The following is a 12,768-nucleotide window of genomic DNA, read 5'->3' as shown; positions in this document are numbered from 1 at the left end:
AATTAAAGTTGACAGTATAAGTCTTTTTAATTCTTTGGGTTTCTAAGACGCCATAAAAACAAAGAAAACATCTTAAAAAAATACCCGCTTTACGACAAAGCGGGTATTTTTTTAAGATGTCAAGATAGGGAAATTATTATTGAGCACTATTTGTTTTTAACCAAAGACTTACGTCGTCAAACATTTGTTTATTGATAGTATGACCTTCATCGTATTGATGGAATTCGGGTTTTATACCCTTTGTTTGAAGATACGATACGGCATCAGTTGCAAAAGGAAAATGAAGTACCGCATCCTGTCTGCCATGGGAAACGAAAACTTTAAGTTTTTCAAGACGTTTTTCATCGGCAATAAGAGGTTTAACTTCCGGAAGCAGCCTGCTGCTCATTACAGCGATTCCTTTAATTTTTTCAGGTTCAGTAAGAGCCACGCTGTAACTCATTATACCTCCTTGGCTGAAGCCCATCAAATAAACCTGTTTATCATCAAAATCAAGGTCATTTTTAAGACTTTCAATAAAATCAAGAATAGTTACTCTGGCAGCTTCGGCCTGCTGCTCGTTGATCTGGGGGTGTCCGCTGGTAAAATTTACCTGAAACCAGGCAAAACTTTGCGGTCCCAGAGTAAGTGGCCCACGTGCTGATACTACTAAAAAATTGTCAGGCAAGTCGTTGGCAAAAGAAAAAAGATTTTGCTCATTTCCAGCTACACCGTGTAATAGTATCAGTAAAGGCGGATTTGTTATTTTGGTTTTGGGTTGTCTTACAAGGTAATGTAGTGTTGTTTTTTCTTTGCTGGAATTCATAATGGTAAAACTAAAGATTGAAATTAAAATTAGGATGCTAAAGCAAATCCAAAAATGTTTTTTTATCATCATGCCTTATCTATTTTTATAGAAAGCATATTAAGGGATCCGGCTACTATGGCGTCATTAAAGACAGTAGCCTTTTCGTCTTTTTCCCTCAGAGCGAGAGTGTAAAGCATAGGAATATAGTGTTCAGGAGTTGGTACGGCGAGCTGGAACTCACGTCCCTGTTTATCAAAATTGATAAGAGACTGGTAATCATTCTCAAGAATCATTTTTTTCATTTTTTCATTCGCAATATGAGCCCACTCGAAAGCATATCCGGGTAGCATCATTTTATCCCATGCGGCCAATTGTAAATTGTGTACCGTGTTACCGCTTCCAACAATTAGAACACCTTTGCGTCTTAATGCTGCCAGCTCTTTTCCCAATTTATAATGATAAGAAGCAGGTTTGGTATAGTCAATGCTCATTTCGACAATAGGAATTTCGGCATTGGGATATAGGAATTTCAAAACTGTCCAACAGCCATGATCCAGTCCCCATTCATTGCTCAACCCGATAGCGGTTGAAGTGATCAGTTTTTGAGTTTCCAATGCGAGTTCCGGGCTTCCTGGTGCAGGATATTGAACGTCAAAAAGCGCCTGAGGAAAACCTCCAAAATCATGAATAGTTTCTGGTTTTTGCATTGCCGTTACAAAAGTACCTTTGGTTTCCCAGTGAGCTGATATACAAAGAATGGCCCTTGGTTTAGGCAATGTTTTTGCCATTTGCTGAAAACCTTGAGTAAAACTGTTATCTGCTAGGGTATTCATAGGATTACCGTGTCCAAGAAAAAGTACAGGCATCCTTTCGGTAGGACCAAAAGCATCGGTGGCTGTTTTAAGGGAGCTGAGCTGCATTGCTGCAGCTCCCAATGGTAAAATGGCCATGGTTTTAAGAAAATCTTTTCTATCCATTTTTTTACTTTTTTTATTTACCTAATATTTGATTTATGTAAGATTGATTATCCCAAAAAAGATATTCTTCTTGCATTACACCGTTTTCCCAAACTCCAATAGTTGCCATTGGTAATTTGAATTTCTTACCAGTAGGCTGTATAAAAGTACCATCACCTGCGGGCATCGGTTGTGTAAACGTACCTTCCATATAACCCATTACGGCAGTAATATTGCCTGAGCCAATTTTAAATGGATGTTCTTTAATGCGGGTGTCCGGAGCATATACAAACATCGCATCAAGAGTTTTAATATGCTGCTCTAGACCCACCTCAGTATGACCGTCAGGAAAGTGTACCTTAATATTTTTTGCATGGCTTTCGTGCAAACGTGTAAATTCATGATTACTGAAAACTATATAGTCTAAAGTGTCAAAAGTTTCAAGATGTTTCGCTACTTGAGCGTTAGCAGCGGTAAGTTCTTTAATTTGTTTTACCAAAGATGCATTATCTTCTTTTTTTTGTGCAAAAGCTGTAGTACTCAGAGCTGTAAAAACTAGTATTACACCAGCTACCTGTCTTGTAATTGAATTTTTCATAATGTATCATTTTTTAATGATGCAAAGTTGAGACTTAATAACAAGGTTGAGGTAACACTTTTCGGAAGAAAGGTTGTGTTTTTAGGAAAGCATCTTCTGTATTTCTTCTCTAAACTCCGTTGGAGTCAATCCTGCTTTACGTTTGAAGGCATGGGTAAAATACGTTTTTTCATTAAAACCAAGTTCATAACCTATTTCAGCCACATTTTTATCAGTGGACATCAGAAGATTTTTGGCCTGGGTAAGTTTACGGATTTCGATAATTTCCGTGACGCTTTGCTGTAATATATTTTGGCAAATGAGGTTTAGGTTGCGCGAGGACATAAAAAGTTTATCTGCATAAAAATTTACATCTTTCGGTTCTTTATAATGTTCTTCCAATAATCGTAGGAAATTTTTAAAAGTGCTGCTTTGTATTTTTTTTGACTCATCATCGTTCAGATTGAGTTTTCGGCGTTCGGATTCTATTATGGTAAAAAGCGCACTCAATAATTGTCTGATTACAGAAAGATCAGGAGCTTCCTGTTGATATTCATCATAAATTATTTTACATATAGTGTCTAACTTTTCAAAACATTTATTACTCTGCATTGAGATGTTGGCTTTATCATGGAATGATGCGTAAAGACTGAAGGTGGTTTCTGCGATAAATTCACTTTTGAACCTTAGTACCCACATGTCACATTTACCATCTTTAAGAAGTGGCTTGACGCGATGGATTTTCCCTTGTGTTACAAAACTTACAAAAGGAGCATCCATTAGATGGGATTTGAAATCTATAAAATGTTCCAGCTGACCTTGCCCACCTATGATAAGTTCTTCAAAATTGTGGGTATGGGGCTCATTCACAGAATGCATTATCTTCTGTGATTCAGCAGCTGTAAGGCGAAACATATTGAAAATTTCTGTCATAGTTTGCTTTTTAAAAGGATGTTAAAGATAATTATAATTTATAATAAGCAACAGCAGATTCTCTACAGGATAAGATTAGATAGAAAACTTGGGCATTTTTTTTGCAAAATTAAATAAAGTAATACGGTAAAGTCTTAATCTAGTTTAAGAAGCAATATAAAACTAAATTAAGACTATTTCTTAAACTTGTTTATTAACTGTAAGGACCGTTTTATTGCAATTTTGCACTACAGAATCATCATGTGTAAATGATTTACTGTAAAATTAAAGTTAAACATTAAATAAGAAAAAGAATGCCACATATTGTTGTAAAAATGTATCCTGGAGTTTCTGAGGAACAAAAAGAAAAAATAGCGCAAGAAATCACTAAAATTATTATGGAAGGTACTGATAAACCTGAAGCAGCGATTTCTATTGGTATCACTGAGGTAGCTGAAGATGTTTGGATGGAAGAGGTATATGAAAAAGAAATAAAGCCAAATATGGACAAGCTTTATAAAAAGCCAGGTTATTAAGAAATAAGTGTCACTAGATTTAATAATAAATGAAAATCAATATGAGTTTCCAAAAGGAAAGAGAAGCTGTAAATACAGTACTGGGCAATTTTGCAGAGGTACTAAATACCGCGCAGACAGCGTCAATTCCTGACTTTTTTGACCAGGATGGCATATTTATACCTGAGGGTATGAAAAAAATTATAGGTCGTGATCAATTAGGAACAACTGATAAAGGATATCTAAGACGGTCTAATTTTAAAATTAGTTATGCTGTAAAGGAGATTGCTATAGAGGGAGATTTTGCTTTTGTAGAAGCTTTTGCAATTACAACAGAAAATCGTATTTCAGATTTAAAACTTCTGACTAAGACCAGTACTGATTTTTTTATCCTTAAAAAGACAGCGGAGCGCTGGAAGATTTATCGCTATATTTTTAATAATGTTCGTGAAGTGTAACTAATTTACGAAAAATTGATTTATGAAGGCAGTTGTGTTACTAAAGGCCGGTGGAGCTGAAAACTTCTCTATTGAAGAGCGTCACATTCCTGTGGCTGGAGCCGGTCAGATATTAATCAGGATAAGAGCCTTTGGACTTAATCGTTCAGAACTCATGACACGAAAGGGGCTGTCACCAAATGTAGTTTTTCCTAGAGTACATTGGAATAGAATGTGTGGGTGAAGTGGAGTATGATCCAGCATGCATTCTGAAAAAAGGACAAAAAGTAGCTGCCTTTATGGGAGGAATGGGGCGTGATTTTGATGGGAGTTATACGCAATATGCGGTTCTTCCCGCAAGCCTTGTTTATACTTTTGAAAGTACACTGTCTTGGGGAATTCTTGGCGCCCTTCCTGAAATGTTTCAAACTGCATATGGTTCTTTATACCGGGCTCTTAAAGTATCTAAGGGGGAAACACTGCTCATTAGAGGAGGTACATCTTCAGTGGGAATGCTGTCTGCCCAGCTCGCTAAAAAAGCAGGACTTTTTGTAATTGCAACAACCGGAAGTGAGGATAAGAGAGAATTATTATTAGCTAATGGGGCCGATCAGGTTCTTATTGACAATGGTAATCTTAGTCAGATTATTCAAAACGGAGTTCAATTTAAAATTGATAAGCTGCTAGAATTGGTAGGTACTTCTACATTAAGAGATTCGTTGAAATGTGTAGTGAGTGGTGGCACTGTTTGTATGACGGGTATGTTGTCGGAAGAATGGTCAATTATTGATTTTGCGCCTATGGAATATATCCCCGCTACGGTAAATACTTAAACAACATTGTCGAGCAAGATCATCGTTTTGTCAAGTGGAGAATTATAAATGGATTAGGATTTAAAGATTTTGAATCAGCTAAAAGAACGTTAAGTGGAATTGAAGTTGTACAAATGTTAAGAAATAGATGATTAATCCTGATGTAACTATTTTTAAATCATTCTGTTCATTGGTAGCATAACCAACCGAAAGCAATAATAATTAGATTTATAATCGACAGCTGAGACAGAACCTAAGTATTAATCTAAAAATCTTTATTCTTTAATGATCAATTTAAATTGAATTATAAACTTTGATAAAAGTTTTTGCAATTTGATTTAATAATCTTGCCATGAAACCAAAATCTAGTAAGTCTCAAAAAAGTGATGGAAGTAAAAAAAAGAGTAAAGAAAAGGAAAAACGTGTTGCTATAGTTGATTGGTTTGTCCGAGTAATTGTGGGAAAGACACTTGAAGAATTCTATGAAAAAAATAAGGATAGTGGACGGGAGTGAGAAATTTCGATCTAACACTTGTTTTTTTTATGTTTTAAACATTGATTGTTAGTGTTTTAAGGTGTTCGATTCCCAACGAATCCCTTTTCTTTTTTAATATATTTAAGGAATTTGTCTCAATTTCCAAATGATTGAATCATTAAGCGATTGATTATAAGCACTTTGAATAATAAAAAAGGAAGGTGTTCGACACCTTCCTTTTGTGGAGTCGCCAGGATTACAATCGAACACCTTATACCGATTTTAACTTTTTTTGATAGCTTAAATTATGATTTAATATGTTGATTTTAAGTTATTTAAATTATTATTTTTTTGGTGATTACTTTTTAAGTTTAAAATTTTTAACTAATTGTTTTGACGTTTTTTAATAATTATAAGTTTTTTAAAGGTAAAAAGTTGTCGTTGAAAGAAAGTTAGAGTTCGACTGTCGAACTCTTACCCAGTGTCGAACACTTTAATGATTAGAGTAATGAAAATAAAATCGGGTACTATAACTTGTGACGTAAATATTACCATTACTAGACAATTTATAAACCAATTTATACATGATTTAAATAAACTGGTTATGTTGAAAGCTATTTAAATTCTATTTCTCAAATTTACTTAATTATTTTTAGAGAATGGCAGCTATAATATAGCCATGAATTGATCTACTTAATTGTCGTAACAATGTAATGACAATTAAGTTTTATAATAAATAGTAATTGCCGATGCAGAAATTCGCAACCCAGTATTTATAAGGGTTTACAGATTATGAAGTACAACTGGAGTACTAATCTGAACAAAACAACAATAAATAAAAACAAACAAACTTTTATCCATTATTTCAATTGAAGGACAGCATTTTGTTAATCTGTAGGAATATCTTTTTTAAGAACACATTAGCCCAGTGGTTGGTGCAAATGTATAAAATATATTTGATTGAAAAGCTGGTTTAATTGTATTTTGAGGTGACCTTGACTGGATTCAAACCACAATAACTTATTTTATTGTTGTTCTTATTTTGTCGCTATAAGTTTACTGTTATTCCTTATAAAACCTTCAATATCTTTTTTAGCTACATTCCTAAATTTTTCTTTTGAAAATTTAGGAATATTATTATGCTTTATTAAATTGTATAGCGCGATTACTAAAAATGGAATGCTTTTATCATCAACTCCTGCTCACTTCTTGAAATTCCTATTTCTTTAGCAATCGTTTTCCAGTTGCTTATAACCTGTAGCACTTCCTGTATAATGGTTTCCATTTGTTGTTTGTTTAAACGGAAATATTCGCCAACGCTTTTTGCCAATTCAAAATCAAGATCATTATTATCGGTATCAATGTTTAAAGCTAAACCGTCTTTGTCAATAGATGGATTAAGGTCATAAGCAGGTGAAAGTATCCAACCTTCTTTTGTTAGTATGAAACCGTGGTTTCTTAAATGATCGTCTGTATTGGAAATGGCAATATTGAAGATTATTCTGCGCCATAGTTGGTGTAAATTAGCTTCAATGTTTGCTCCGTAGTTGCTAATGAATTCAGCGATATCTAAATAACTTGCTGGATTGTCCCGGATAGTATCTTCATTATTTCTGGTCATTGTCATGGCGGATGCAAAGTGTATTCTTTCACCATTTTCCCGATCGAAGCGTTTTGTGAAAAATGTGTGGTAGTTTCCCATTATTTTTTCTATACGACAGGAAGCCATTTCTATTCCGGCATTGATTGCCAGTTGATAAGCTAAGAATTCCCAAGCTGCTTTATCGGTTGTATCTGTTTTAGATGGGAATTTGGCAATCCAAAGACTTTTATCAGCATCAGCATCTAAGACATTGGCTTTTGGTCTTGCTCCGCCTAATGAGGAACCTGGAGCCATTAAAACGGATAACCATTTTTTTACGTCATCACTATCATCGTCATTTTCAAAATTAGCCGCTGCGTTTTGCAATTCACCAATGGATGACCATGGTGGAGTAGAAGCTGTCTTATTGTTGTCCAGAAAATCTCCTTCGGGGTTTGTTTTAAAACGCAATGCTCCCATACGGCTTTCATCGTATACTCCTAAAAGAAAATCAATATCGTACAGCGTTTTAGGTTTTTCATTATTTTCTCTTGCTAACTGAGCCTCTCTTCGTTTCATTAATGTGCGTCCCCAAGTGTCGGGCATACTGTCTAGGAATATGCCAAAGTTTTCTTTCTGGTTTGGGTATTGTGGACCACCGTATAATTGAATATCTGGGTCGAGTATAAATTTTTGTTCTGATTTAAGCCACTCGTTATCGTATTTAAAGCTGAATGTTTTTTTACCTTTGGCTTGTTGTGCCGATAGGACACCAATGATTTTTGGTTCAGACATTTCTTTCCAATGTGCGTAAACGTATATGTCGGTTTTGTTGGTGGACATTAGGAATGGTTTTGTTTTTTGATGGTTAGCGTTTTATTGACTGTGCTCTGGATGATACTATTATTTTAAGAGTTCAAGATCTTGGAGTTTTCTTCCCAGTTCATCATCTGCAGCGAGTTTTAGAAAATCATCCTGAAGTCCTAATACTCTTAGCACATTAAAATAAGCGCCAATAGCAACGCTAGGATTACCTTTTTCTATTTGATATAAAGTAGTCCTAACAATATCTGCTCTTTCTGCTACTTGAACAGCGGTTAGCTTTCTTCTTTTCCTGGCTAGTTTTATGTTTTCTCCCATCTGTTCTAATGTCATTTGGTGCTTAGGAAAAACGGTTTGTTTCTTTCTGTTCATTATTTAAAATGTTCATTATTATGAACAAAAATAATGTTTATGTTCATAATAACAAACATTTTCGTGTTTTTTCATCTTTAAAAGTTAGGGCTGTTGGGGTCTTTATGACTATTTGTTTTAATTACTATTTTTAAGAAGTATTGGATTATTATCTTCTGAATCTTCTTTTTCTATTTGCATTTTACCACATATTGCGCAGCAAAGTACAATTGAAATGCACAATCAAATGAGAGTGAATTCGTCTGTATTTTACTCTCGTTTTATCGTGGGTGAAATTCTTTGTTGGTTTTTGCCCATTCTTTTTCAATTTCGACTCAGCAATTTTCGATATTCAAGAATATTTAGGTTGTCCAAATGCCCGTGCCTTCTATCGGTGTTGTAAAATTTTTCAATGTATTCAGAAATTGAGGACTCAGCTTCCTGCTTGTTTCGAAAGCGATTCTGGTAGATCAGTTCTGTCTTCCATGTTTTGATGAAACTCTCTGCAACTGCATTGTCCCAGCAGTTTTCCTTTCCAGACATGCTTCTGGTAATCGATTTGTAGTTGTCTATTTCTCGGACAAATTCCCCGCAGGCGTATTGTATTCCGCGGTCGGAGTGGAAAATAAGGGGAGAATTATTAATAATTGGTCTGTTGACAAGAGCCATTCTGGAGGCACTGACACTGGTATTCCTTGCTGTGATCACAGAGGACATTGCCCAGCCGATGACCTTCCTGTCGAATAGGTCAATTACTGTTGTCAGTACAGCCACCTCTTTGCTGTCCTGATATAGGTTATGTCCGACACCCAGGCCTGATTTTCCCCACCCACGGTGAATTCCCTGTCTAACTTGTTTTCTGCTACCGGATAGCTATGGGAAGAATCGGTGGTTGTCTTAAATTTTCTTTTAAGGACACTCTGCATGGATGCCTGCTTCATCAGTTTTCTGACCAGTTTTTCCGAGGCATGAAAGCCCGAGACTTTCAGCTCTCTTGCAATCCTCGGACTGCCGTATCTTTTCTTATTCCGGTTGTGTATGATTTTTATCTGATCGAGCAAGATAAGATTATGCAGTGCTCTTTTGGATGGCTTCCTGTCATTCCAATAGTAATAACTGCTCTTGCTGACGCTAAGTATTTTGCAGATGTTCTCGACAGGATAGCAGTCTCTGTGCTCTCTTATGAATTCAAATTTAACCTGTGTTCTGCTAAATAGAATGCTGGCAGCTTTTTTTAATATGTCTCTTTCCAGCTTGACTTCTGCAAGCTCTCTCCTCAGCCTTTTTAATTGCAGAAGTGTACTTTCCGTAGTCTGTTTTGCTCTATTGCCCAATCTTTCATCATCGAGCTGGCTCTTCCATCTTCGGATATTTTCCGCGCTTGTACCCAGTTCACGCGAGGCCCTTATAATACTGCAATGTGTATTGCCCATCGCTACAGCCTTGCGCTTGAATTCTAACGTGTATGATTGCCTTGGTTTTTGCATTTTTTTTGTTTTAAAAACCAAAGGTCTAGTGTTCTGCATCCATTTTTAGGTATGAACTCCACAAATGGGGTCGCTTAATTTTCAGGCCTTAAATCATTTTCTTGTAAAGGTAATAATTGTATTGATATTTCATTTATATTTGAAATAATCTGGTTTTATACGTAGCCTAAATGGAACTCTAATATTAGTGTAAAATTATTTGATCTTTCTGGAAAAAAAAGATCAATGAAAGAGTCTATCAAATTCCATTTAAATATAAAGAAGAATGAGGGAATTTTGCAGAAAAACAATGGAATATGTAGCTGGAAAATAAAATGAGTGTTACTAACAGTTATTAAAACTCAGCTTTAGTTTTTACTCAAATGGTTAATAATCATTGAAAAAAACAAGGAAAATTCAAAAAAGGTAATGAAATAATTTACAAATTATAAAAGCATAATGGGAAATTTAAAATCAAAATTATTTTTTTCGCTTTCAAGTATGACGGCAGAGGTTATTAAAATTTTGCAATTATTCTCTACCCACGATTTAGTATGGAAACCTGAATCTTGGGACGGAATTCCAGGAGAAAGATTCTCTGCAATTGAACAAATTTGTCATCTCAATGACATTGAAAGGAATGAATATCACTTACACATACAAGCTATCTTAAATGAAAATTATCCAATCTTAAAAACAATTGACTACAAATTGTCTATTCAAAAAGATTATCAAAATGTAAAGCTTTCAGAAGTCATTTATGATTTTTACAATGCAAGAAAAAAAACGTTGGTAATGATTGAGGAAATTGATGAATCAAAATGGAACAGAATAGCCTATTTTGAGGGGTATGGAAATATTACCTTGAAATCATTAATACACATTTTGTGTAGCCATGACTTTGAACATCTATCATCTTTGCGATGGCTTCTTGGAAAAATTGAAACAGAAAAACTGAATAAAGAAAATATAAATAACTGATAACAAGAGTTTTGTTTTTACTTGATCAAAGAAACTTTTTAACCCTTTCAATTAAAGATAAAGCGAGTTCAAAGGCCTATGAACAATTAACGTTTATAATACAATCTGGCAAATCAAATAAAAATGATAAAAATATTGGAATAACTCATAGAATTGCTGATTTGATAAGAAAAAACAATTGGGCTGGACATTCTGTATATTCCTGTTTCAATAGTCTATAGAGGAAGCCTTGTATTATGTTGCTATTCGTTCAATCATAGTTTTGTCTCCGGCTTCCTTCAGATTTGAGGTCGCCCTGAGCTCCCTTGCTCGCAACTAACGATTCCCATTAGGAGACTCGTTTGGGACTTATATTATTTAGCTTTGTAAAACACAACAAAAAACCTCGAAAGTTTTACTTTCCGAGGTTTAATGTAACTCTAATCCTTCTCAATATTTTATAGGACTAGTTAAGTGTTAGAAGTTATTTAGAAGACATTACTTTTTTGATACTGCTTCCTCTATCTGTAGTCAGTTTTACAATAAAAATCTGCTCTTGTCCTTGATATGTATGAAGGTGTAGCATGATTTCTTTACTCAAATAACTATTTGTCTCCGTTTTTGAAAGTACCAAAATACCTTGTGCATTAAATACTTCAATTTTTACATCAGAGGTATAATCAAAATCGTATCTGATTGTAAGAACATCTTTGAAAGGAACAGGGTAAGCCGTAAAATCAGCTGTTGCGGTTTTCGTAGCTATTGATCGTGCATTTGGATCGCTTGGATTTCGTAAAGTAACGATGCCACTGACTTGACAGTTATTAGCATCTTTCACCACCCATTTGTATTCTCCTGCAGATAAATTACCAAAGAAATTAGATGTTTGGTAAGAAACTCCATTATCTATAGAGTACATCAATGTACCTGTTCCGCCAGTAGCATTCAAGGTGATTGAACCATCTTTTAATGCTTCACAACAGGAAGGATTTACTGCTGCTACAGATACCGCTATTAATGTCGGATTTACTAAAGTAACAGTTCCTTTCAAGATACAGTTATTGGCATCTTTTACCACCCATTTGTAATCTCCAGCGGCTAGACCGCTAAATAAATTAGATGTTTGGTAAGTCAATCCGTCATCTTTAGAGTACATCAGTATACCTGTTCCTCCTGTTGCTGTAATACTGAAAGATCCATCGGTTCCTCCATTACATTTAGGATTTTCTGGTGTTGCTGATGCAACTATCGCTGGTGGATTGATTAAATTAACCGTTCCTTTCGAAATACAGCCATTGGCCTCTTTTACCGCCCATTTGTATTGTCCTGCAGCCAGTGCATTAAACACGTTAGATGTTTGGTAAGAAACTCCATCATTTATAGAGTACATCAATGGAGCTGTGCCTCCTGTAGCGTTCACCGTGATTGAACCATCGGCTCCACCGTTACATTTAGGGTTCACAAGAGTTGCTGATACGATTACAGCTGGTGGAGTGGTTAAGATAAATGTGCCTTTCAATAAACAATCATTGGCATCTTTTACTCTCCATTTGTATTCTCCTGCAGCAAGCCCTGTAAATACATTGGATGCTTGATAAGTCACCCCTTGATCGATAGAGTACGTTAGTGCACCAGTACCTCCTGAAGCAATAATTGTGATCGAACCATCGGTTCCTCCGTTACATTTAGGATTCACAAGGACTGATGATGCTACTATCAATGGTGGATTGGTTAAAGTAACCGTGCCGCCTGTAAAGATACAATTATTCGCATCTTTTACTACCCAAGTATACGTACCGGCTATAAGGCCTGTATATACTTTTGGAGAGGTTTGAGCCACGAAGCCTGCACCATTGAAGTTGACCATATAAGGACTTGTTCCACCGCTGAATGTTAGTGTAATTGAACCATCTGGTTCATTACAACATCTAGGATTTACTGGAGTTGCCGAAGCTACCAAAATGGTTGGTTGTGCAATAGTCTCTGAACCTTGTACAATACATCCATTGGCATCTTTAACAATCCAAGTGTAGGTACCGGCGGTAAGGCCTGCATATACTTTTGGAGAGGCTTGAGCCAAGAATCCTGCGCCATTGAAGTTCACCATATAAGGGCC

The 12,768-nt window shown here is 35.5% G+C and carries 15 protein-coding genes and 1 pseudogene; 7 read left to right on the top strand and 9 right to left on the bottom strand.

Going from position 1 to position 12,768, the window contains the following annotated elements:
- Positions 1-136: 136 nt before the first annotated feature.
- The 4 genes from ACNQGG_RS03535 to ACNQGG_RS03520 form a co-directional block, all read right to left on the bottom strand.
- Complete coding sequence (locus ACNQGG_RS03535) at positions 137-805, bottom strand: alpha/beta hydrolase (protein WP_417961597.1); 669 nt, start codon at positions 803-805, stop codon at positions 137-139.
- 68 nt (positions 806-873) lie between these two features.
- Entirely contained in the window at positions 874-1,707 is an 834-nt protein-coding gene (ygiD, locus tag ACNQGG_RS03530) for a 4,5-DOPA-extradiol-dioxygenase (RefSeq protein WP_470303372.1), read from the bottom strand.
- Positions 1,708-1,777: 70 nt separating this feature from the next.
- Positions 1,778-2,341, bottom strand: coding sequence for an ester cyclase (locus tag ACNQGG_RS03525; RefSeq protein ID WP_417961593.1), 564 nt, complete (start codon positions 2,339-2,341; stop codon positions 1,778-1,780).
- Between the two features lie 81 nt (positions 2,342-2,422).
- Positions 2,423-3,253, bottom strand: coding sequence for a helix-turn-helix domain-containing protein (locus ACNQGG_RS03520; protein ID WP_417961591.1), 831 nt, complete (start codon positions 3,251-3,253; stop codon positions 2,423-2,425).
- Between the two features lie 293 nt (positions 3,254-3,546).
- Here ACNQGG_RS03520 and ACNQGG_RS03515 point away from each other — a divergent pair, with 293 nt between their 5' ends.
- The 6 genes and pseudogenes from ACNQGG_RS03515 to ACNQGG_RS03490 all read left to right on the top strand — a co-directional run bounded on the left by ACNQGG_RS03515 (position 3,547) and on the right by ACNQGG_RS03490 (position 5,510).
- Entirely contained in the window at positions 3,547-3,768 is a 222-nt protein-coding gene (locus tag ACNQGG_RS03515; RefSeq protein WP_417961589.1) for a tautomerase family protein, read from the top strand.
- Between the two features lie 29 nt (positions 3,769-3,797).
- Positions 3,798-4,205, top strand: a complete 408-nt coding sequence (locus ACNQGG_RS03510; RefSeq protein WP_417961587.1) for a Cif family virulence factor — start codon at positions 3,798-3,800, stop codon at positions 4,203-4,205.
- A gap of 22 nt (positions 4,206-4,227) precedes the next feature.
- On the top strand, positions 4,228-4,428 hold the full coding sequence (locus ACNQGG_RS03505) for a hypothetical protein (protein ID WP_417961585.1): 201 nt from the start codon (positions 4,228-4,230) through the stop codon (positions 4,426-4,428).
- A 55-nt stretch (positions 4,429-4,483) separates the two neighbouring features.
- Positions 4,484-5,017: a zinc-binding dehydrogenase gene (locus ACNQGG_RS03500; RefSeq protein ID WP_417961852.1), complete on the top strand. Its 534-nt coding sequence runs from the start codon at positions 4,484-4,486 to the stop codon at positions 5,015-5,017.
- A pseudogene (locus ACNQGG_RS03495) lies at positions 5,008-5,148 on the top strand (DDE-type integrase/transposase/recombinase); the annotation flags it as partial. The gene ACNQGG_RS03500 and the pseudogene ACNQGG_RS03495, both read left to right, overlap by 10 nt.
- Before the next feature lie 200 nt (positions 5,149-5,348).
- Positions 5,349-5,510, top strand: coding sequence for a hypothetical protein (locus ACNQGG_RS03490; RefSeq protein ID WP_417961583.1), 162 nt, complete (start codon positions 5,349-5,351; stop codon positions 5,508-5,510).
- Positions 5,511-6,639: 1,129 nt separating this feature from the next.
- Here the strand turns inward: ACNQGG_RS03490 and ACNQGG_RS03485 are convergent.
- The 4 genes from ACNQGG_RS03485 to ACNQGG_RS03470 form a co-directional block, all read right to left on the bottom strand.
- A complete protein-coding gene (locus ACNQGG_RS03485; protein ID WP_417961581.1) occupies positions 6,640-7,896 on the bottom strand; it encodes a type II toxin-antitoxin system HipA family toxin in 1,257 nt (418 codons plus the stop codon).
- Between the two features lie 60 nt (positions 7,897-7,956).
- A complete protein-coding gene (locus ACNQGG_RS03480; RefSeq protein ID WP_111410209.1) occupies positions 7,957-8,247 on the bottom strand; it encodes a helix-turn-helix domain-containing protein in 291 nt (96 codons plus the stop codon).
- 303 nt (positions 8,248-8,550) lie between these two features.
- Entirely contained in the window at positions 8,551-8,769 is a 219-nt protein-coding gene (locus ACNQGG_RS03475; RefSeq protein WP_417961851.1) for an integrase core domain-containing protein, read from the bottom strand.
- A gap of 218 nt (positions 8,770-8,987) precedes the next feature.
- The gene (locus ACNQGG_RS03470) at positions 8,988-9,713 is read right to left on the bottom strand and encodes an IS3 family transposase (protein ID WP_417961578.1); all 726 of its coding nucleotides are present in this window, start codon (positions 9,711-9,713) and stop codon (positions 8,988-8,990) included.
- Positions 9,714-10,151: 438 nt separating this feature from the next.
- On the opposite strand from ACNQGG_RS03470, the gene ACNQGG_RS03465 reads away from it, so the two are divergent.
- Positions 10,152-10,673, top strand: coding sequence for a DinB family protein (locus ACNQGG_RS03465; RefSeq protein WP_417961576.1), 522 nt, complete (start codon positions 10,152-10,154; stop codon positions 10,671-10,673).
- 463 nt (positions 10,674-11,136) lie between these two features.
- Here the strand turns inward: ACNQGG_RS03465 and ACNQGG_RS03460 are convergent.
- The coding region (locus ACNQGG_RS03460) for a T9SS type A sorting domain-containing protein (RefSeq protein ID WP_417961574.1) at positions 11,137-12,768 on the bottom strand (1,632 nt) is incomplete at its 5' end.

It is taken from the genome of Flavobacterium esculini (genome assembly GCF_048284325.1).
Lineage (GTDB): Bacteria > Bacteroidota > Bacteroidia > Flavobacteriales > Flavobacteriaceae > Flavobacterium.
This window is presented reverse-complemented; position numbering and strand designations above follow the sequence as displayed.